The organism is Pseudomonas sp. LS44 (assembly GCF_024730785.1).
GTDB lineage: Bacteria > Pseudomonadota > Gammaproteobacteria > Pseudomonadales > Pseudomonadaceae > Aquipseudomonas.
In genome coordinates this window covers 3140632-3161923 of the sequence record NZ_CP102830.1, presented here as the reverse complement: position 1 = coordinate 3161923, position 21292 = coordinate 3140632, and the positions used below count along the sequence as shown (strand labels likewise).

The window sequence follows — 21292 nt, the reverse complement described above, 5'->3', positions numbered from 1 at the left end:
CAGGCACAGCGCGTAGCCGCTTTTGTAGGGTGGGTTAGCCGCGTAGCGGCGTAACCCGCCAGCGGTACCGCTTGTGGGGCGTCGGAATTCCGCAAAGCTTGGTGGGTTACGCCTACAGTTAACCCACCCTACAGACTCAGTCGGGTCGCGGGTGATAAGCGCGGATAAACAGTTCGACTACTTCTTGGACGTGTTCTTCGGCTTCGCTCGGGCTGAGTTGCTCGCCGCAGCCGGCCAGTAGGCGGAAGTTGACGCCGCCCCTGATCAGGCAAAAGAAGTGTTCGGCGGCGTTCAGTGGCTTGCTGATCTGCAGCTGTCCGCTGGCGTGGACTTTCGCCAGCAGGTGTTCCATCTCGTGCAGTACGCGCTGCGGGCCGGCATCGAAGAACATTTTGGCCAGCGTCGGGTCCTGACTGCCCAGCGTCACCAGTAGGCGGTGCAGTTCGATCGACTCGCCACTGCTGATCAGCGCGTGAAACCCGCGGCCGATGTTCATCAGCACCGTTTCCATGGGTACGCCGTCGATCAGCTCGAACATCAGTTCCGGCAACTGTTCTTCGCATTTGGCCTTTACTGCGGCGGAAAACAAGGTCTCCTTGTCGGTGAAATGGCTGTACACGGTGAGCTTGGAAACCCCCGCCTCGGCAGCAATTGCATCCATGCTGCTGCCGTCAAAACCGTTGCGCAGAAACAGGGTTTTGGCGGCCTCAAGGATGGCCTTGCGCTTGGCGGGGTCCTTGGGTCGGCCGGGCCCGCTGGGTTGCAACGAATTGTCAGACATTTGTGGATTTATTCGCTCAGGAATACTGGACTGGTGAGTTTGGTATTTTTACTATACCGCGCAGTATAAATATTCAAACCGTTTCTTTCGTAAGGTGCACTGCCATGCGTCGCCGCATCCCGCCTCATGTCTTGCCGTTGACTCTTATCTGTCTGCTCGCTGCTTGTGGTAACGGGGAGCAGGTGGCTCAGGCCATTCGCCCCGCCATGGTCGTGCAGCCGCAGCCCGCTGGTGAAGCGGTCGATGCCTATCCGGGCGAGGTGCGCGCGCGATTGGAGCCGGACCTGGCCTTCCGGATTGGCGGCAAGGTCAGCAAACGCCTGGTCGACAGCGGCGCGCGGGTCAAGAAGGATCAGCCGCTGGCCCAGCTCGACCCCGAGGATGTGCGCCTGCAACTGGATGCCGCGCGCGCCCAGGTGGTCGCTGCCGAAGCCAACCTGAAGCTGGTGAGCAGCGAACGCGACCGTTACAAAACCTTGCTGGAGCGGCAGATGATCAGCCGCTCGCAATACGACACCGTGGAAAACCAGTACCGCGCCGGCGCGGCGCGGGTGAAGCAGATCCGCGCCGAATTCAATGTCGCCAGCAACCAGGCCGACTATGCGGTGCTGCGTGCTCCAGCGGCGGGCGTGATTGCCAGCCGGCGGGTCGAGGACGGTCAGGTTGTGGCCGCCGGACAAACCGTATTCACCCTGGCGGCCGATGGCGAGCGGGAAGTGCTGATCAGCCTGCCTGAGCATGCCATCGAGCATTTCAAGATCGGCCAGGCCGTTGCGGTCGAACTCTGGTCGCAACCCGGTGAACGCTTTGCCGGACAAATTCGTGAGCTGTCGCCAGCCGCCGATCCACAGTCGCGTACCTATGCGGCGCGGGTGTCGTTCAAGGACGGCAAAGTGCGTGCCGAGCTGGGCCAGAGCGCCCGCGTGTTCGTGCAGGCGAATGGCGATGTGCCGTTGGCGGTGCCGATGTCGGCGCTAACCGCAGAGAACAATCAGCCGTACGTGTGGGTGGTCGATCCACAAACCTCGACCATCCAACGCCGTTTGGTGCGCATTGGCGCGTACACCGACAAGCTGGTGCCGGTACTCGAAGGGCTCAGCGCCGACGATTGGGTGGTCGCCGCCGGCGTGCAGGTATTACAGGAAGGTCAGAAGGTGCATCCGGTGGACCGTGCCAATCGTGCGGTCAAACTGGCTGGTAAGGAGTAATCCCGATGGGCTTCAACCTTTCCGCCTGGGCGCTGCAGAACCGCCAGATCGTCCTCTATCTCATGCTCTTGCTGGGCATTGTCGGCGCCATCTCCTACACCAAGCTGGGCCAGAGCGAGGATCCGCCATTCACCTGGAAGGCCATGGTGGTGCGTACCCAATGGCCGGGCGCGAGCGCCGAGGAGATGTCGCGACAGGTCACCGAGCGCATCGAGAAGAAACTCATGGAAACCGGCGATTTCGATCGGATTCTGTCCTTCTCGCGGCCGGGCGAGTCGCAGGTGACGTTCATCGCCCGCGATTCGATGACCTCCAAGGAGATTCCCGAGCTGTGGTACCAGGTGCGCAAGAAGGTCGGCGACATCCGCCACACCCTGCCGCAGGGCATCCAGGGGCCGTTCTTCAACGACGAGTTCGGCACTAACTTCGGCAATATCTATGCACTGACCGGCGAAGGTTTCGACTATGCGGTGCTCAAGGACTATGCCGACCGCATTCAGCTGCAACTGCAGCGGGTCAAGGATGTGGGCAAGGTCGACCTGATCGGTCTGCAGGACGAGAAAATCTGGATTGAGCTGTCCAACGTCAAGCTGGCGACTCTCGGCCTGCCGTTGGCCGCGGTGCAGAAGGCGTTGGAGGAGCAGAACGCGATAGCCGCCGCAGGTTTCTTCGAGACCTCCAGCGACCGTGTGCAGCTGCGGGTCAGCGGTAAGTTCGACTCGGTGAAGGAAATTCGCGACTTTCCGATCCGGGTCGGCGACCGGACTTTTCGCATCAGCGATGTGGCCGAGGTCAAGCGTGGCTTCAACGATCCACCCGCGCCGCGTATGCGCTTCATGGGCGAGGATGCCATCGGTCTGGCGGTATCGATGAAGCCCGGTGGCGACATTCTGGTGCTCGGCGATGCGCTCGAGGCAGATTTCGCCCGCCTGCAGGAAAGCCTGCCAGCCGGTATGCAGCTGCGCAAGGTTTCCGACCAGCCGGCGGCGGTGAAGACCGGCGTCGGCGAATTCGTCCGCGTGCTCGCCGAAGCGCTGATCATCGTTCTGCTGGTGAGTTTCTTCTCGCTCGGCCTGCGTACCGGCCTGGTGGTGGCGCTATCGATTCCGCTGGTGCTGGCGATGACGTTCGCCGCCATGTACTACTTCAACATCGGCCTGCACAAGATTTCCCTCGGCGCCCTGGTGCTGTCCCTCGGCTTGCTGGTCGACGACGCGATCATTGCCGTGGAAATGATGGCGATCAAGATGGAGCAGGGCTACGACCGGCTCAAGGCGGCCAGCTATGCCTGGACCAGTACGGCCTTCCCGATGCTCACCGGGACGCTGATTACCGCCGCCGGCTTCCTGCCAATCGCCACTGCGCAATCGAGTACCGGTGAATACACCCGCTCGATCTTCCAGGTGGTGACCATCGCCCTGCTGGTCTCGTGGATTGCCGCAGTGGTGTTCGTGCCTTACCTGGGCGCGCGCCTGCTGCCGGATCTAGCCAAGCGCCATGCCGAGAAGCACGGCGGCAGCGACAAGGGTCACGATCCCTATTCGACCCCGTTTTACCAGCGCGTTCGGCGCGTGGTGGGGTGGTGCGTGCGGCGGCGCAAGACGGTGATCCTCCTCACCGCCGCCGCGTTTGTCGCCTCCGTCGTGCTGTTCCGCTTCATTCCCCAGCAGTTCTTCCCGTCCTCCGGGCGCCTGGAGCTGATGGTCGATCTGAAACTCAACGAAGGCGCTTCGCTGACCAACACTGCGGCGGTCGCCGGACGCCTCGAGGAGCTGCTGAAGAACCATCCGGGTATCGACAACTATGTGGCCTATGTGGGCACCGGCTCGCCGCGCTTCTATCTGCCGCTCGATCAGCAATTGCCGGCGGCGAGCTTCGCCCAGTTCGTGGTGTTGGCCAAGACCATCAAGGATCGCGAAGAGCTGCGCACCTGGCTGATCGACACCGTCAACGACGAATTCCCCACCGTGCGGACCCGCGTTTCGCGTCTGGAGAATGGTCCGCCGGTGGGTTATCCGGTGCAGTTCCGCGTGTCCGGCGAGCACATCGACGAGGTGCGGGCGCTAGCGCGCAAGGTCGCCGCCAAAGTGCGCGACAACCCGCATGTGGTGAACGTGCACCTGGACTGGGAAGAGCCGAGCAAAGTGGTGCGCTTGAACATCGATCAGGAGCGTGCGCGGGCCCTGGGCATCAGCACGGCGGAGCTGTCGAGGTTCTTGCAGAGCTCGCTGACCGGCGCGCCGGTTAGCCAGTACCGCGAGGACAATGAGCTGATCGACATCCAGTTGCGCGGCACCGTGCGTGAGCGTCAGGAGCTGGCCTTGCTGCCGAGCCTGGCGGTGCCGACCAGCTCGGGCAAAAGCGTGCCGCTGTCGCAGATCGCCACCCTCGAATATGGCTTCGAAGAAGGCATCATCTGGCACCGCAACCGCCTGCCGACGGTGACCATTCGCGGCGATATCTACGACAAGACGCTGCCGACCGGGGTAGCCAAGCAGATCCTGCCGAATCTCGAATCGATCCGTGCCGAGCTGCCGGCCGGCTATCTGCTGGATGTCGGCGGCACCGTGGAAGATTCCGGGCGTGGCCAGCGCTCGGTGAACGCCGGTATTCCGCTGTTCATCGTCGTGGTGCTGACGTTGCTGATGCTGCAGCTGAAGAGCTTCTCGCGCTCGGCGATGGTGTTCCTCACCGCGCCGCTGGGGCTGATCGGCGTGACCCTGTTCCTGCTCGTGTTCCAGATGCCCTTCGGCTTCGTCGCGATGCTCGGCACCATCGCCCTGTCGGGGATGATCATGCGCAACTCGGTGATTCTGGTCGACCAGATCGAACAGGACATCAGCTCCGGTTTGGACAAATGGAACGCGATTATCGAAGCGACCGTACGGCGCTTCCGGCCCATCGTGCTGACCGGTCTGGCGGCGGTGCTGGCGATGATCCCACTGTCGCGTAGTATCTTCTTCGGGCCGATGGCAGTGGCGATCATGGGCGGCTTGATCGTCGCCACGGTACTGACTCTGGTGTTTCTGCCAGCGCTGTACGCGGCCTGGTTCCGGGTCAAGCAGGAACGCTGAACTCTGTCTCTGCGATACGAAACCCGGCCAGCAGGCCGGGTTTCTTTTATCTACCATTGACGGCAGGGCTAAGCTGGAATGGCTTGATCCTCATCAAGCATGTTTCTGAACGCTCATGCGTTCATACGGGGCAGGAGCTCCGGATATGCCAAGTGAGGTAAAGATTCCATGTCCTATCGCGTAATGATGGTCTTCGGTACCCGCCCCGAGGCGATCAAGATGGCCCCGCTGGCGCGCGTGCTGCGCGAGCGGGCAGAAATCGAACTGTACGTCTGCGTCACCGGCCAGCACCGCGAGATGCTCCAGCAGGTGCTGGATGCCTTCGAGTTGCAGGTCGACGAGAACCTCCAGGTGATGACCGAGGGGCAGAGTCTAAACGGGCTCAGCCAGCAGTTGCTGGGACGGCTCGATCAGGTCTACGCGGCGCAACAGCCGCAGGTCGTGCTGGTGCATGGCGACACCACCACCAGCTTCGTCGCCGCCCTGGCCGCATTCTATCGGCACATCCCGGTGGCCCACGTCGAGGCCGGATTGCGCACGGGTGATGTCAACTCGCCCTGGCCGGAGGAGGCCAACCGTCACCTCACCGCGGTGATTGCCAGCCTGCATTTCCCGCCCACCCGGGTGGCCCGCAACAACCTGCTCAAGGAGTGGGTGCCGCTGGAGAACATGGAGGTCACCGGCAACACGGTGATCGACGCGTTGCTGTGGATGAAGGCGCACCTGGACGAAACCGGCTGGCAACCGCCGGCCGGCTCGCCGCTCGCGGCTCTGCCCCGGGAGGGGCGGCTGGTGTTGATCACCGGGCACCGCCGGGAGAACTTCGGCAAGGGCTTCGAACACATCTGCCAGGCCATCACCATCCTGGCCGACAAGTACCCCGAGGTGACTTTCGTCTACCCGGTACACCTCAACCCACAGGTGCAGCAGCCGGTGCATGCGCTGCTCGGCGGGCGCCGCAACATCCACCTGATTGCGCCGCTGGACTATCCGGCGTTCGTCTGGCTGATGGACCGTTCACACCTGATCCTCACCGACTCCGGCGGCATCCAGGAGGAAGCACCGTCACTTGGCAAGCCGGTGCTGGTGATGCGCCGCACCACCGAGCGGCCCTCGGCCGTGGCGGCGGGCACGGTGCGCCTGGTGGGTACCAGCGTGGCGGGCATCGTCAGCGAGACCAGCCTGTTGCTCGACGATGCCGAGGCGTACCAGCAGATGAGCCGGGCCAGCAACCCCTATGGCGATGGCCACGCCAGCGAGTACATCGCCGAGCACCTGGTTTTCTGGTTGAACGAGCAGTACGGGAATGCCGGTGCATGAGTCTGGAACTGGTCAATGTCCTGGTTTACGCCCTGTATGCCCTGAAAGTCCTCGCCACCGTGCTGGCCGTGCTGATGCTGGTATTTGGCCTGGATGACCTGTTCATCGACATCTTCTACTGGCTGCGCCTGCTGATCCGCCGCTACCGCATCTACGGCAAGTTCGAGCGCGCCGACGAGCAGCGCCTGTTCGAGAGGGCCGAGCAGCCGCTGGCGATCATGGTGCCGGCCTGGCAGGAGGTCGGCGTGGTCGGCGAGATGGCCCGTCTGGCGGCCTCGACCCTGGACTACGAGAACTACCAGATCTTCGTCGGCACCTACCCGAACGATCCGCAGACCCAGGCGGACGTGGATGCCGTGTGCCTGCACTATCCCAACGTGCACAAGGTGGTCTGCGCGCGACCGGGGCCGACCAGCAAGGCCGACTGCCTGAACAATGTGATCGACGCCATCCTGCGTTTCGAGGTGGATGCCCGGGTGCAGTTCGCCGGCTTCGTCATGCATGACGCCGAGGACGTTATCTCGCCGCTGGAGCTGCGCCTGTTCAACTACCTGCTCGGCGAGGGCAAGGACATGGTGCAGGTGCCGGTCTACCCCTTTGCCTCGGAGTTCGGCGGGATGACAGCCGGGCACTATGTCGACGAGTTCGCCGAGAGCCACGGCAAGGACGTGGTGGTGCGCGAGGCACTGACCGGCCAGGTGCCGAGCGCCGGGGTCGGCACCTGCTTCAGCCGCCGGGCGATCAGCGCCCTGCTGGAGGATGGCGACGGCATCGCCTTTGACGTGCAGAGCCTCACCGAGGACTACGACATCGGCTTTCGCCTCAACCAGAAGGGCATGACGACTATTTTCGCCCGTTATTCGGTGGAAGATCCGAAGCTGGCCCTGAACCGCAACTGGGCGCTGGGCATGGACCGCCATTTCGCCCAGGTGATCTGCGTACGCGAGCATTTTCCGCGCACCTTCCAGCACGCGGTGCGGCAGAAGTCGCGCTGGATCACCGGCATCGTCTTCCAGGGCACCACCAACCTCGGCTGGAGCTCCAGGCTGGCGCTCAACTACTTCCTCTGGCGAGATCGGCGCGGCCTGTTGGCCTTTGGGATGGGCTTTCTGGTCAACCTGCTGTTCCTCGTGCTGCTGGCCATGTCGCTGATCAGCCTGCTGGTGCCCGAGGCCTGGCACTTCCAGTCGATCATTACGCACAACCGCTTCCTATCGGCGTTACTGCTGATCAATGGCGTGTTGCTGGTCAACCGGCTGTTCCAGCGTTTCTGGTTCGTCAGCCGTTACTACGGCGTGGTCGAGGGGCTGCGCTCGGCACCGCGCATGGTGTGGAGCAACGTCGTCAACTTCTTCGCCAATCTCAAGGCGCTGCGCCAGGTCATCCAGGCCGGCGACTCGCGCCGCGTCGCCTGGGACAAGACCACCCACGAGTTCCCGACCATCGGTCGGGCGCAGCACGTGCCGTTGGGCCACCGGCTAGTCGAGCGGGGGTTGATCAGCGAGGCGCAGCTTGAAGCGGCGCTGACCAGTCCGATCCGCAACCATCTGGGCCGCGAACTGCTGCTGCGCGGGCTGATCGATAGTCAGCAATTGCTGCAGGAATTGGCCGAGCAATTGGACATGGAGGCGATGCCGCTCGACCCCTTTACCCTGACGCCCCAGCTCATCGCCCAGCTGCCGCGCAGGCTGGCGTTGCGCTACGCGGTGCTGCCGGTTGCGGAGGAGGGCGACTGTCTGGTGTTGGCCAGCGAGTGGCCGGTCGGCCAGGTTTCGCTCGGTGCCATCAGTCGCCAGCTACAGCGCCCGGTGCGCTGCTGTCTGGCGCCGCAGGGCCGGGTGGTGCTCGGTCTGCGCCACTGGTATCCCGGTCACCATCAAGCCGCTGAAGTCCGTGAGGTTTTGCAGATACTGGAGCGCCGCCATGAGGATGCCGTACTGATGGAGCGCATCTGTTTGCACCAGATACAGCTCGGCGAGCTGCTGCAGGTGCGCGGCCTGGTGCCGCCGTCGCTATTCCGGCAGGCCCTGATTGACTTCGACGCGGAACGCGCGCCCTTGGGCGAGCACCTGATCGCGCGTGGCCTGATCAGCCGGGAAGTGCTCGAGCAGGCCCTGCAGACGCAGGCCGCTGAGCAGCACGCGTCCTGGCTAATCGCTCGGGAGGCCGCATGAAGCGCTGGCTGGCCGGCACCCTGGCGATGATCCTGGCGGGAGCGGTGAACGGCGCTGGTTGGCCACTCAGCGACTTCCAGCAGTTCCGCAGCTTTCCCTACATGGACCGTGCCTACCGCGAGGCCGATCGGCAGAACTGGGCGGAAGTCGAGCGGCTGACGCGCTTCCTGCTCGGCAAGGTGCCGAACAACGGTGAGGCTCGCGCCCTGCTGGTGCGTGCGTTGCTCGAACAGAAGCGTTTTGCCGAGGGCGATGCGCTTGCCGGCGGGCTGGACTCAAACCGTCTGGAGGACCTGCGCCTGGCCTGGATCGCCGAGGATCCTCCAGGCCACGACCAGGTGGACGCCTGGCTGGCCAAGGCCGATTCGGTGGATCGCCAGCGCCTGTGGCGGGCCTACAGCCTGGCCTTGGCGCGGCGCGCCGGCCCGCAAGCGGCCCTGGACTGGTTGCGCCGGGTGCCGAATAGCGACGATGGCCTGGCCCTGCGCCAGGCCCGGGCGGTGCTGGCCGAGCAGTTGCAAGACAGCCAGACCACCATCGACGAACTGGCGCCGTTGGCCGCGCGCCGGGAACTGTCCGCCGCCAGTTGGCGACGGCTGGCCAATGCCTATGTGCAGCGCCTGGACGAGCGCGATCTCGAACAGTTGCTGCGCCAGGCGCCTTACGAGCGTGACGCCGTGACTGCTCGACGGGCGCTGGCCGAGCGCGCCATCGCCGCCGGCGACGCGGAGCTGGCTGGGCGCTGGCTGCAGAGGCTGCCGGCCGACGAACAAGATCTCCCAGCCGAGCGGCAGCGGTTGTGGGAACTGGCCCGGCAAAGCGGCGACAGCGCCCTGGCGCGGCGACTGAGCAACGAGCTGCAACACCCCTGTCTGGAGACCGCCGAGTGGCTGTCCGGCCATGACCGTGAGGAAGCGCTCGACCAGTTGCACGCCTGCAACCCGCAGGCCGACCCACAAACCTGGCTGGTCCTCGCCCAGCGCCTGCAGGCGGATGGTCTGCTCGAGCGCCAGCATCTGCCGGAGCCCTGGGACACGGCGCGGCGCGAGCGGCTACTGGAAGTCTGGCAGCAGCAGGGCCGCAGCGACCGCGCCCTGGCCTGGCTGGCCGCCCAGCCGCAGACCCCGGCGACCCTGCGCCGGCGCGCCGAGTTGCTGCAGCGCGAGGGTCGCGGTGGTGAGGCCGAGGCGTTGTGGGAGCGCAAGTACCGGCAGACCGGCAGTCTCGCGGCGCTCGATCAGGCCAGCTACCTGGCGCTGCGCGCCGGCCAGGACGCGCATGCGCAACGCCTGCTGGAAGGCGCCTTCGACCGCCATGCCGGGCGCCTGCCAGCAGCACCGCTGCAGCGGCTGGCCGGACTCTACGCCAAGGTCGACACGCCACTGGACGCGCCTCGCATCGAGCGCCTGCTGGCGCACGTTGACCCGGCCGCGCGGGCACAGCTGCTCGGTCGTCTGGCCGAGGCCGGGCGCTGCGACCTGGTGCGCCGGCAGATCCCGGAGCAACCGAGCGAAACCGGCGAGCTGCGCGCCCTCGGCCGCTGCTCCATGCCTGAGCGCCCCGGAGCGGCGGTGGTCTACTACCAGGCCGCGTTGCAGCGCGGCGACCGGGACAGCCGCCTGCCGCTGGCCTACGCCCTGGAGGCCGCGGGGGATGCGCCGGGCGCCTGGCGTCTCTGGCAGGGCTTCGGCGACCGCGAGCTGAACGACAACGCGCGCCTGACTGCCAGCCGCAGCGCCTTGGGTGCCGGCGACCCGCAGGCGGCCGAACGGCATTGGCAGCATGCCCGGCATGCCGCCGCCGACGACTGGGCGCTCGGTGCGGCCATCGCCACCGCTCAGGGCGACCCGCAGCTGGCCCTGCAGCGCCAGCGCGAAGCCCTGCAGCACCGGCCGCGTGCCGAGCATTACTACGTCGCCGCCAACCTTGCGCAACAGGCCGGCGACCCGGCGCAAGGCAACGCCTGGCTGGTCGAGGCGATGCGCCTGGCGCCGGACCAGCCGCGCTACCGCGCCGACTACGGCATGCGCCTGGCCGGTGCGCCGACCCCAGCGGAGCGGCGCCTGGCGATCCCCTACCTGGAGCAGGCCAGCCGCGACTACCCCGAGGATTACCGCCTCGCCGAGACCCTGGCCTGGCGCTACGCCGAAGCCGAGGACGGCACCGCCGCGCGCCGCGAGCTGCGCCGGGCGATCGACCTGGAGCAGCAGCCGGTGGCCGGCGCCGATGAGTACGGCAGCCTAGAGGCGCGCCGCTACCGCCAACGCCGCGCTCACCAGGCGCTGTCACAGCGCGACAACCTGACCTTGGCCAGCGTCTGGTCGCCGGCCGGGATCGCGACCTACAGCGTGCCGCTGCCCAACGACCAGACCGGCGAACGCCGCCGCGCCGCCGCGCAGAACGTGCAGCAGGCGATTTGGGATCACGCCCTTGGCGACGAGCCGAGCCGCGATGGCCGCAGTCTGTCGGTATATGGCCGGGTGCTGGCCGGTTCCGCCGGGCGCAAGCTCTACAATCAGTACCTCGGTGCCGGCGTCGGCCTGCGCTACAAACCGTTCGGCGACTACAACCTCAACCTGTACGGCGAGCTGTACAAGCAGAACCAGGACCCCAGCGAAGGCAACCCGGACGAGGTCTTTGCCGGCCAGCGCTGGAACACACTGTGGACGCCGAAGAAGTTCGAGCGCGAGATTCGCCAGCGTGACAAGTACTTCCAGACCTCCACCGACTATCTACTGCGCGCCAGCGCGTCGTTTCTCGATCAAGGCGATTACCGCAACGACTGGCGCGTCGACGAGAGCGACTGGAGCGAGCGCTCGCTCTATCTGGATGCCGCCTGGTGGACCAAGGCCGGCGACCATCAATGGCTGTCGCGCTTCCAGCAGGGGCATGCCTGGAAACTACCGGTCGACTCGCCGCAAACCCTGATGCCCTACGGCTTCGCCGAGTTCGCCACGCAGGACCCGGACAACGCTTGGCGCCAGGACCTGCGCAGCGGCGTCGGCCTGCGCTGGCAATACTGGTACGGCGACGACCGTTACAACGCCTACCGTGCCCACGTCACGGTGCGCAGCGAGTACCAGCTGGGGCTGGGCGGCAATCTCTATGAACGAGCCAATGGCTGGCTCCTGGGCGTCGAGGTGAGCTTCTGATGCGCCGACTACTGTTTGGCCTGACCCTACTGCTTGCGCTCGCCCAGGCGCGGGCCGAGGAGCACCTGTTCTACCAGCCGCTGAACGCGGATGCGGCGCTGTCCCAGGAAGACTGGACGCAGCTCTGGCAAGCCAGCGCCCAGCAGGGCGTGCGTACTCTGGTGGTGCAATGGAGCGCCTATGGCGATGCCGATTTCGGTGGCCACGACGGCTGGCTGGCTCAATCGTTGCGCGAGGCCCGGACTCAGGGCCTCGAGCTGGTGCTCGGGTTGTATATGGATCCGGACTATTACCAGCGTCTGAACGGACTCGACAGCGCCGGCCTGGCCTCCTACTGGCAGTACCAGCTCGGTCGCTCGCTGGCGCTGCAGCAACGCTTGCGTCAGGACTGGCAGCTGCCGGTGGCCGGCTGGTATCTGCCGCTGGAGCTGGACGATCTGAATTTCCATGCGCCGGAGCGGCGCCAGGCGCTGCACGCCCAGCTCAAGGACTTCGCCGGCCAGCTGGATGCGCCACTGCACCTGAGCGCCTTCACTGGTGGCCGGCTGGCGCCGCAGGTGTATGCCGGCTGGCTGGGCGGGCTGGGCGAGCTCGGCATCCAGGTCTGGTGGCAGGACGGCGCCGGCACCGCCCGCCTGGAGCCGCTGGTGCGCCAGGCCTACGAACGGGCGCTGCCGTGCACGGTCGGCGTGGTGCGCGAGGCGTTCCGCCAGACCAGCACGGAAGGACAGCCGTTCGCCGCGCAGCCCGCCAAACCCGGCGCCCTGGACACCGCTTGCCGGCGGGTCGCGGTGTTCGAGTTGCGCTATCGACCCTGGGGCGCGCGATTGCGCAAATGATGGGTATCGCTGCGCTCAGACTACGCGTCCCGACCCATCCTACGATCTGCTCCGGTATTCCCAAGCGGCGCGGGGAGCGATCGAGGCTTGCGTAGGGCGGGTGCAACCCGCGTGGCAGCTTCGGCAAGGCACAGCGCGGGTTGCACCCGCCCTACATACTCAACCCGTCCTACGGTCTACGGTCGCGAACAGCCGACGCTCTTGTAGGTTGGGTTGAGCGCAGCGATACCCAACACAGCCGTGTTCAGCCCAGGTTGCTTGCCTTGGCGGCCTGCGCCTCGGTCGGATAGAGGCTTTCCAGCAACTCGGCGAAATGCCGTTCGATCACCGGGCGTTTGAGTTTCTGGGTCGGCGTCAGCTCGTCCTCGTCCTGGCTGAGCAGGCGCGGCAGCAGGGCCCAGGCCTTGATCCGCTCGACCTGCGCCAGCTCGGCGTTGACCGCATCGATATGCGCCTGCAGCTCGGCCCGCAGCGCCGGCGCCTGCAGCCAGTCGGCATAGTCGCCGCCCAGCCTCTGGCGGCGTGCCCAAGCGGCCAGGCGCTCGGGATCGAGGGCGAGGAGGGCGGCGAGGTACTTGCGGCGGTCGCCATGCACTAGCGCCTGCTCGACCAGCGGCTGCTGCTTGAGGCGCGCCTCGATGGCGGTCGGCGCGATGTTCTTGCCGCCGGCGGTGATGATCAGCTCCTTCTTGCGTCCGGTCAGCCACAGGTAGCCGTCCGCGTCGATCCGGCCGAGGTCGCCGCTGCACAGCCAGCCGTCGGCGCTGAAGGTCTCGGCGGTCTTCTCCGGCTGGCCGAAATAGCCCTGGAACACCAAGGGCCCGCGCACCAGCACCTCGCCATCGTCGGCGATGCGCAGCTTGGTGCCCGGCAGCGCCTTGCCGACCGAGCCGGCCTTGGCGATACCGGCTTCGTTGCTGGTCAGGAAGGCGGTGGATTCCGACATGCCCCAGCCTTCACACAGCGGCAGGCCGAGCGCGGCGTAGAACTCCACCAAATGCGCATCCAGCGGCGCACCGCCGCCGACCAAGGTGCGGATGCGCGGGCCGAACAGCTTGCTGCGCACTGTATCGAGCACCAGACGGCGGGCCAGCCAGCCGCTCAGTGCGTTGCCCTGGCCGCGGGCGCGCCGTGCCCCGGTCGCTAAGGCCCAGTCGAACAGGCGCTGCTTGCCGGGCGGCAGGGCGGCGCGCTGGGCCATGACCGCGGCGTGGAACTTCTCGAACAGGCGCGGCACGCTGCCGAAGAAGTCCGGCTGCACCTCGGCGAGCGCCCGCTGGATGTCGTTGAGATCTGGCACATAGGCGGCCTGGGCGCCGGCCCAGAGGCGCTGGTAATGGCCGATCACCCGTTCGCCGACATGCGCCATGGGCAGGAAGGAAACGCTGGTATAGCGCCCGGTTGCTGCCTGGTACTGGCTGATGAAGGCCAGTAGATTACTGTGGCTGAGCATCGCCGCCTTCGGCTCGCCGGTGGTGCCGGAGGTGAACACCAGGTTGGCCAGCGCCTGTGGGCCGAGTGTCCGCCAGCGCTGTTCCACCTGCTCGGCGGGGATAGATTCGGCGCCGGCGCGGAACTGCTCGAGAGACACATGGCCGCTGCCGGCCAAGGCCTCGTCGATACACACCACGCTCAGGCCGTCTTCGTGCAACGGCAGGGCCTGGCTGGAGTGCTCGACGAACAGCAGGCGACAGCCGGCGCGTTGCAGTTGCTGCGCCGCCTGGTTGGGACTGAGGCTGGGATACAGGCCGACGCTGACCGCGCCGACGCTGAGGATGGCGAAATCCAGCAGGCTCCACTCGACGCGGGTGCGACTCCAGATCGCCACCCGGTCGCCGGGCTTTACGCCGTGGGCGATCAGGGCGCGGGCGAGCCGATTGGCTTGCGCGGCGACCTCGCCCCAGCTCAGGCTTTGCCAGCGGCCGTCGTTCAGGCGCTGTTGGGTGGCCGGCCAGTCCGGCGTGGTCGCCGCGCGCCAGGCGAGCAGGGCGGGGATGCTGGGCAGGTCGAGCGGTGGTTGCGGCAGTGCAGTCATCTAACACGCTCCTGTGTTTTTCCTCCCCTCGTCCTCCTTTCTTTTATTAAGCAGGGGGAGAGGGGCCGGGGGAGAGGGCGGCCTCTAAAGTGTGAAGAAGCTGGTTTCCCTCTCCCTAACCCTCTCCCACAAGTGGGAGAGGGGACTGTTCATGCGAAGTCCGGGCCCGTGTCGTTACGGGATCGGCTGCCCCGAGTCGCGCTCGCGCACCGCCTGATTGAAGCCGACTTCCTCGCAGCGCGCCTTGAAACGCACGCCTTCCGGGCTGTGGCGGGTGATGCCGTCGAACAGCGTGGCGAACATCTGCGTGCTCTCCAGGCCCATGTTGTGGAAGGACTGGTTGATCATCAGCTTCTGCATCATCAACTGGTTCTTGGGGATGCCCTGCATGCGCCCGACCAGCGCATCGACCGCGGCATCCAACTCGGCCAGCGGCACGCTCTGGTACACCAGGCCGAGGCGCTGGGCCTCGCGGCCGTCGATCAGGTCGCCGGTCAGCAGCATGCGCTTGGCCTTCTCGGCACCGAGGCGGTACACCCACATGGCCGTGGTCGGGCAGCCCCAGACCCGCGCCGGCGGGTAGCCGATCTGCGCCTCCTCGGCCATCACGATCAGGTCGCAGCACAGCGCGATGTCGCTGCCGCCGGCTACCGCCGGGCCGTTGACCTTAGCGATCACCGGCTTGTAGCTGCGGAACAGGCTCATGAACTGCTCGGTGTTCCGCTTCATCAGCGCGTAGTCGACCATCGGGTCCCAGGGCATTTCCTGGCTGCCGTACACGCCGCGCGGGTTCTCGGCGAAGAACTTGAGGTCGTAGCCGCTGCAGAAGCCCCGCCCGGCGCCGGTGAGGACGATCACATGCACGGCGTCGTCGGCATTGGCGCGCGCCACAGCGGCGGCGATGTCGTCGGGCATGCGGTCGTCGATGGCGTTGAGGCGCTCCGGGCGGTTGAGGGTGAGGGTGGCCACGCGGCCGGTGACGCTGTAGTGCACGGTGGATTCGGTCATGGTGGAAGGCTCCGGCGATTATTTTTGTGGTGCGGCTTGGCACCGCTGGATAAATAAGTAAACTGAATTCACTTTTGTTGTCTAGCAATTTATCGAGTGCAGCGATGGCCGATCTTTCCCCCAAAGCCCTGAAAACCCGTGCCGGCCTGCTGGATGCGGCCCGCAGCGAATTGTTGGAGCAGGGCGGCGGCCTGGAAGTCGGCCGGGTGGCCGAGCGTGCCGGGGTGTCGGTCGGGCTGATCTACCGCTACTTCAACTCGCGCGCCGGGCTGCTGGCGGCGGTGGCCGAGGACTTCTACGACCGCTACCAGGAACAGGTGATGGCCGCCGATCCTCTGCCGGATGCGGCCGACTGGTCCAGCCGCGAGGAGCAGCGCACCCGTCGTGCGGTGGACTTCGTCTACGCCGAGCCGCTGGCGCCGCTGGTGCTGGTCAGCCTGGCGCGCGAGCCGGAAGTCGCCGCGCTGGAGGCCCAGCGCACCGCCGAGAACGTCCGCCAGGGCGCCGACAACATCCGCCGCGGCCAGGCCGCCGGCCAGCTCAATGCCGGCCTCGACCCGGAGCTGGTGTCGGCGATGATCTTAGGCGGCATGCATCAGGCGCTGCTGGAGGCCCTGGCGCGGCCCCAGCGTCCTGTCGCCGACCACTTGGCGCGGCAGCTTTGGCACTTTATTCGCGGCGCCTTGGCGCCGTTGTAGCCCGGATGTAATCCGGGAAACGCAGGTGCCGGGTTTCCCGGATTACATCCGGGCTACGAACGGGCATGTCTGACCCGATCGCGAATGAATTCGCTCCTACATGAGCGGTATCGGCGAGCGGTTTGTAGGTTGGCGCTGAGCGCAGCGATGCCCAACGACTAATTGGCAGTAGCTACGAGGAGATCTTCATGCAGCATTCCACCCAGGTCGAACTGCTCAAACGCACCCTCGCCCTGATCGAGCAGGGCCAGACTGACTGCGCCCCGGCCCCCTCGGCGCTGCCGGTGGAGGTCTATCTGGATGCAGAGCGCTACCGCCGCGAGCGCGACGAAGTCCTCCGTCGCGAGCCGGTGCTGGTGGCGCGCTCCAGCGAGATTGCGGCCGGTCATTTCCTCACCCGCGAGCTGCTCGCGCCGCTGCTGCTGAGCCGCGACGAGCAGGGCCGCCTGCGTGGTTTCCTCAACGTCTGCAAGCATCGCGGCACCCAGTTGGTCGGCGAGGCCAGCGGCAAGAACCGGGTGTTCGTCTGCCCCTATCACGGCTGGGCCTACAACCCGGACGGCCAGCTGCGCGGCATTCCCCACGGCTATGGCTTCGAGGGCATCGCCCGCGCCTGCCTGAACCTCACCGAGGTGCCGGTGGCCGAGCGTTTCGGCGCGGTGTGGGCGCGCCTGTCGCCGGGGCCGGCGCTGGACCTGGACGCCTTCTTCGGCCCGCAGATCCTCGCCGACTTCGACAGCTTCGGCCTCGACGAGCATGTGATCTTCGACCCGCGCGACATCCGCCGGCCGGTGAACTGGAAGCTGACCATCGACACCTTCCTCGAGAACTACCACGTGCAGAAGGCCCACCAGGCCACCATCGACCACCTGTTCTGGCCCAACCTCGGGCTGTTCGAACGCTTCGGCCGGCACATCCGCAACTACTACGTGAAGCGCAATCTGCGCGACATCCTCGATCAGCCGGAAAGCGCCTGGAATCTGCGCCAGAACGGCAACCTGCTGTATTTCCTCTGGCCCAACACCCTGGTGCTGGTCGAGCCGGACCACATCGACTTCTCCAGCGTCTACCCCGACGGCCCACTGGCCACCCGGGTGCTCGGCCACACCCTGCTCAGCGAAGAGCCCGCTAGCGACAAGGCGCGTCGCTACTTCGAGAAGAACAACGAGATTCTCTATAGCGCCCTGGAAGAAGATTTCGCCCTGGCCGCGCGGGTGCAGACCGGCATCCAGGCCGGCGCCAGCGACCGCCTCTGGCACGGCCGCTTCGAGCCGGCGCTGAAGTGGTTCCATCAGAGCCTCGATGAGGCGCTGGACGATAGACGGGTGATCGATCTGTAACCGCCCGACCCGCGCAGGTGCGCGAGGCGGGTGAGGGAGATCAGAACGCCAGGCTGGCGCTCAGGTTGCCGCTCAGACCGCTGCTGTCGCCACCGTTGATGATGTTGACGTCGGCGCCGAGGCTGAGCGCCGAACGGCTGGCGGTGAGGTTGAAGCCGGCCTTGTACAGGTCGCGGCTGTCGAAGGCCGAGTCTTGGGCGATGCCGGTGTTCAGCAGGGTGCCTTCGCTGGTCACCCCAGCGTCGCCGAACAGGTGCTCGTAGCCGAGGCTGACGGTCGGCGTCACGGACCAGCCACTGAGGTGGCGAGGTGCGAAGCCAAGGTTGACGTCGCCGAGCAGGCTGCTGGCGGTCTCGCTGAGCGAGTCGACGTCGAGAGCCAGTTCGCTGCCGGTTTCCCGGAAACTGTCCAGTTGGATACGGCTGGCGCGCAGGCCGAGGCTCGGCTCGATGCGCAGCGATTCGATGTTGTGCACGTAGCCGAGACGGCCGGTGGCGCCATAGAAGTAGCCGTCGGTCTCGCCCTTGGCGCGGCCCAGACCGCCGCCGAGATCGCGCTTGCTGTCGTAGTCGACGTGGCCGGTGTCGAGTTGCAGGGCGGTGAAGGCGCCGCTGTCGAGGTTGTCGAAGCCGTAGCGCACGCCGCCGGTCAGGAACACCGTATCCGTATCGACGCTGCCGCTGGCCGCGCCGACCGAGCCGTTGCTGTAGCCGAAGCCCGCATAACCGCTGGTCTGGGCGTCGAAGCGTTGGGTCAGGCCGACCACCGTGCCGGTGCTGTGCTCGTTGCTGCTGGCTGCCTCGGCGGAGCCGTCGGTGCCCAGGTAGCCGGCCATGCCGGTCATCCACAGGTTCGCTTCGCCTTCGCCCAGGTGCTGGCCGCTGGCGTGTCCGCGTAGCGCGTCGTCGATGCGCTGCGCCTGGCGCAGCAGGTAGCTGCCGGCATCGGCATGCACCTGGCCGCCGACGGTCGATTCCACGCCGCCGAGGTTGCCGGCGTCGATGGCCGACTGCAGGTAGTAGTTGTAGGCAGAGGCGGTGCCGCCCAGCGCCGAGTCCTGTAGGGCTGCGAGTGCTGCGGCGCCGGCGGCGGCGTTGCCGCGCAGGCCGTTCTGCCCCGGCAGCAACTCGAAGCGCACCATCTTGCCGCGCAGGGCATAGAGGGTGGCCTGGTCCAGGCCCAGGCCTTCCTTCAGGTAGTTGTCCATGCTGCCGTAGCTGGCGACGATCTGGTCGAGGCCGGCCTGCAGGAAGCTGGCCTGGACGCCCAGCAACGGTGCGTAGATGGCGGCGGCCGAGGCGCCGTATTTCTTCGTCACGCCGTCCAGGGTCGCCTGCACCCGCTTGGCGGTATAGGCGTTGGTGGCCAGGTAGTCGTTCATGATCGTGGTTTTGTCGACGCCTGCGATGCTCTGCAGTAGCGCGGCAGTCCAGCCGGTGCGGTCCTTGCCGGCGGTGCAGTGGAACAGCGCCGGGTCTTCGCTGGCGGCCAGTTCACGCAATTCCCTGGCGAGCTCTGCACGGGCGTGGGGGTCGGCGACCATCTGGCGGTTCATGTCCTCCATTAGCTTCACGCTGTTAGTCGGACTCGTGAGGCTGAAGGAGCTGGTGTCGCCGGCGCCGATGACGTTGATGTTCAGGTAACGGGCGCCGGTGGGCATGGTATCTGGGGTTGCGGCGATTTCGGACGGAGTGCGCAGGTCGATGACCAGGCCGATGTTCAGGATGTTCAGGGTTGTTAGGTCGGCGGCATTCGGGGTCAGGGCGTTGGAGCGGTAGAACACGCCACCGCGCATGACGCCGCCATTCTGGGTGGTGTAGGCATTGGTGGTGCCGGCCACGTCGCGGAAGTTGTCGATGCTGGAGAGGACCGGCGTGGAAAGCGGCTGGCTGGCAGCGAAGGCGCAGCTGATGTTTAGGCACAGCACGGAAAGAGGGAAAAGCGTTCGAAGGGTCAAGATTATCGCCTTATTTTTCAATGGCTTTAATGGCGGCGAGATTTTGGCGATGGATCAGTGACGGTTTCGTTGCACGTGAATGAAGCCTTGATGGCAGCGAGGTGACGGCCGGAGGCGAACGGCTGCACTCAGATAAAACGATCAAAAAACCAACGAAACTGACTTTCGAGACAAAAAATCGAGCGACGGAGCTACTCAGCGGTTTTGCAGGCAGGTAAACTGCGCGCCGCTGTTCATTCCGGACGGCATGGGTTCCCTAACCCCATCCATCAAAAAGGCTACCGCCAATGACTCTGCTTTCCCCGCAACGCCGGCGTTTTGCGCTGAGCGCCCTGATTGCGTTCCACATCCTGATCATCATCGCCAGCAACTATCTGGTGCAGCTGCCGATCACCCTGTTCGGCTGGCACACCACCTGGGGCGCGTTCAGTTTTCCGTTCATCTTCCTGGCGACCGACCTGACCGTGCGTCTGCTCGGCAAAGGCCCGGCGCGTCAGGTGATCGCCCGCGTCATGCTGCCGGCGCTGGTGGTGTCCTATGTGATTTCGGTGCTGTTCCAGGAAGCCGAATTCCGCGGCCTGGGCTCGCTGCTGCAGTTCAACGAGTTCGTCTTGCGCATCTCGCTGGCCAGCTTCCTGGCCTACGTGCTCGGGCAACTGCTCGACATCCAGGTGTTCGACCGCCTGCGCAAGCTGCCGCAATGGTGGATCGCCCCGACCGCCTCGACCATCGTCGGCAACCTGATGGACACCTTCGTGTTCTTCTCGGTGGCGTTCTGGCACAGCAGCAACCCGTTCATGGCCGAGAATTGGGTGGAGATCGCCACCGTGGACTACGGCGTCAAACTGGCGGTCATGCTGATCCTTATGGTGCCGCTCTACGGCATTCTGCTGAACAGCCTGCTGCGTCTGCTCGCTGGGCGCGCGCCAGCCACGGCCTGACCGTCCCTCCAGCATTTAAGCGTGCACCGGCCTGAGAGGTTTCTCGTGGTTGGTGCAGGTGACGAAGGCTTGTGGCCTGGCCAGGTAAGCGATAGCGGCGCCGATGCTGCGTGACCTACCACGGCGCCAGGGTGCCGCGGATGAAGTTTGTAGGGCGTACTCGCGAAGCAGTACGCCTTGCCGGCGAGCCACTTGGCGGACTGTTCGCTTCGCTCCTGAGCGGCCGGGCTCCGGTCCGCCCTACGTCTGGGCCCGTGCCCGGATTGCAGCACGCGCAAGTTGACCCTGACCGAAGCGATACCCATAGCGAACGGGTATCGCGCTGCGTCCGGCGAACACGCAGCTCAACCCATCCTACGGGCCTGAAAGGCGGGCGCGACCGAATGTCGGTGGCTCCTTCATTTTCACTCTGAGCAGCCATGCGCAGGTGCGCAGTGACACGGGAGTACCGCCAGCCAATCCGCCACCACCCGCCAAGCCGTCGCCGCGGCGCGGCCAATGATTGAAACAACCGAGGTACCGATCAGTGCCTTGTGCGGTGATAGGGGCGGCATCCCCCTAGTTGTCGTGCAGAGGGTGATGATTCGCTTTAAATAAAAATAATTGCACTTATCCAGCATTATTATTCGTTGGATAGCGTCTGCGCTGCTCCGCCACAATGCCGCCTCACTTGCCAGACCCGCGTCGCAGAGCCTTTTGCGACGCCTTCGTCCCCGTGCCGTTGTCTTCTCCAATAGAACGCCGACGCATGCCAATGGAGGGCTG

The 21292-nt window shown here is 65.8% G+C and carries 13 protein-coding genes; 9 read left to right on the top strand and 4 right to left on the bottom strand.

Features of this window, described 5'->3' with window-relative positions:
- Positions 1-136: 136 nt before the first annotated feature.
- The gene (locus tag NVV93_RS14100) at positions 137-781 is read right to left on the bottom strand and encodes a TetR/AcrR family transcriptional regulator (RefSeq protein WP_258251264.1); all 645 of its coding nucleotides are present in this window, start codon (positions 779-781) and stop codon (positions 137-139) included.
- A gap of 104 nt (positions 782-885) precedes the next feature.
- Between NVV93_RS14100 and NVV93_RS14095 the strand changes: the two genes are divergently transcribed.
- From NVV93_RS14095 to NVV93_RS14070, 6 genes are all read left to right on the top strand, one after another.
- Complete coding sequence (locus tag NVV93_RS14095) at positions 886-1989, top strand: efflux RND transporter periplasmic adaptor subunit (protein ID WP_258251263.1); 1104 nt, start codon at positions 886-888, stop codon at positions 1987-1989.
- A 5-nt stretch (positions 1990-1994) separates the two neighbouring features.
- Positions 1995-5063 carry an efflux RND transporter permease subunit gene (locus NVV93_RS14090; protein WP_258251262.1) on the top strand — a complete coding sequence of 1023 codons (3069 nt, stop codon included), beginning with the start codon at positions 1995-1997 and terminating at the stop codon, positions 5061-5063.
- A gap of 168 nt (positions 5064-5231) precedes the next feature.
- Positions 5232-6383 carry a non-hydrolyzing UDP-N-acetylglucosamine 2-epimerase gene (wecB, locus tag NVV93_RS14085; protein WP_258251261.1) on the top strand — a complete coding sequence of 384 codons (1152 nt, stop codon included), beginning with the start codon at positions 5232-5234 and terminating at the stop codon, positions 6381-6383.
- Positions 6380-8557 (top strand): glycosyl transferase family protein, encoded by a 2178-nt coding sequence (locus tag NVV93_RS14080; protein ID WP_258251260.1) that lies wholly within the window; start codon positions 6380-6382, stop codon positions 8555-8557. Before wecB ends, NVV93_RS14080 begins: the two co-directional genes overlap by 4 nt.
- On the top strand, positions 8554-11709 hold the full coding sequence (locus tag NVV93_RS14075) for a phage receptor (RefSeq protein ID WP_375162890.1): 3156 nt from the start codon (positions 8554-8556) through the stop codon (positions 11707-11709). Before NVV93_RS14080 ends, NVV93_RS14075 begins: the two co-directional genes overlap by 4 nt.
- On the top strand, positions 11709-12548 hold the full coding sequence (locus NVV93_RS14070) for a DUF4434 family protein (protein ID WP_258251259.1): 840 nt from the start codon (positions 11709-11711) through the stop codon (positions 12546-12548). Before NVV93_RS14075 ends, NVV93_RS14070 begins: the two co-directional genes overlap by 1 nt.
- Positions 12549-12792: 244 nt before the next feature.
- Here the strand turns inward: NVV93_RS14070 and NVV93_RS14065 are convergent, their stop codons facing one another.
- Entirely contained in the window at positions 12793-14583 is a 1791-nt protein-coding gene (locus NVV93_RS14065; protein WP_258251258.1) for a long-chain fatty acid--CoA ligase, read from the bottom strand.
- A gap of 174 nt (positions 14584-14757) precedes the next feature.
- Positions 14758-15591 carry a crotonase/enoyl-CoA hydratase family protein gene (locus tag NVV93_RS14060; RefSeq protein ID WP_258251257.1) on the bottom strand — a complete coding sequence of 278 codons (834 nt, stop codon included), beginning with the start codon at positions 15589-15591 and terminating at the stop codon, positions 14758-14760.
- A gap of 104 nt (positions 15592-15695) precedes the next feature.
- Here NVV93_RS14060 and NVV93_RS14055 point away from each other — a divergent pair, with 104 nt between their 5' ends.
- Positions 15696-16289: a TetR/AcrR family transcriptional regulator gene (locus tag NVV93_RS14055; protein ID WP_258251256.1), complete on the top strand. Its 594-nt coding sequence runs from the start codon at positions 15696-15698 to the stop codon at positions 16287-16289.
- Between the two features lie 188 nt (positions 16290-16477).
- On the top strand, positions 16478-17629 hold the full coding sequence (locus tag NVV93_RS14050) for an aromatic ring-hydroxylating dioxygenase subunit alpha (protein ID WP_258251255.1): 1152 nt from the start codon (positions 16478-16480) through the stop codon (positions 17627-17629).
- Between the two features lie 40 nt (positions 17630-17669).
- Here the strand turns inward: NVV93_RS14050 and NVV93_RS14045 are convergent, their stop codons facing one another.
- Positions 17670-19586 (bottom strand): tyrosine-protein phosphatase, encoded by a 1917-nt coding sequence (locus NVV93_RS14045; RefSeq protein ID WP_258251254.1) that lies wholly within the window; start codon positions 19584-19586, stop codon positions 17670-17672.
- 287 nt (positions 19587-19873) lie between these two features.
- Between NVV93_RS14045 and NVV93_RS14040 the strand changes: the two genes are divergently transcribed.
- Positions 19874-20527: a 7-cyano-7-deazaguanine/7-aminomethyl-7-deazaguanine transporter gene (locus NVV93_RS14040; protein ID WP_258251253.1), complete on the top strand. Its 654-nt coding sequence runs from the start codon at positions 19874-19876 to the stop codon at positions 20525-20527.
- Positions 20528-21292: the final 765 nt, after the last annotated feature.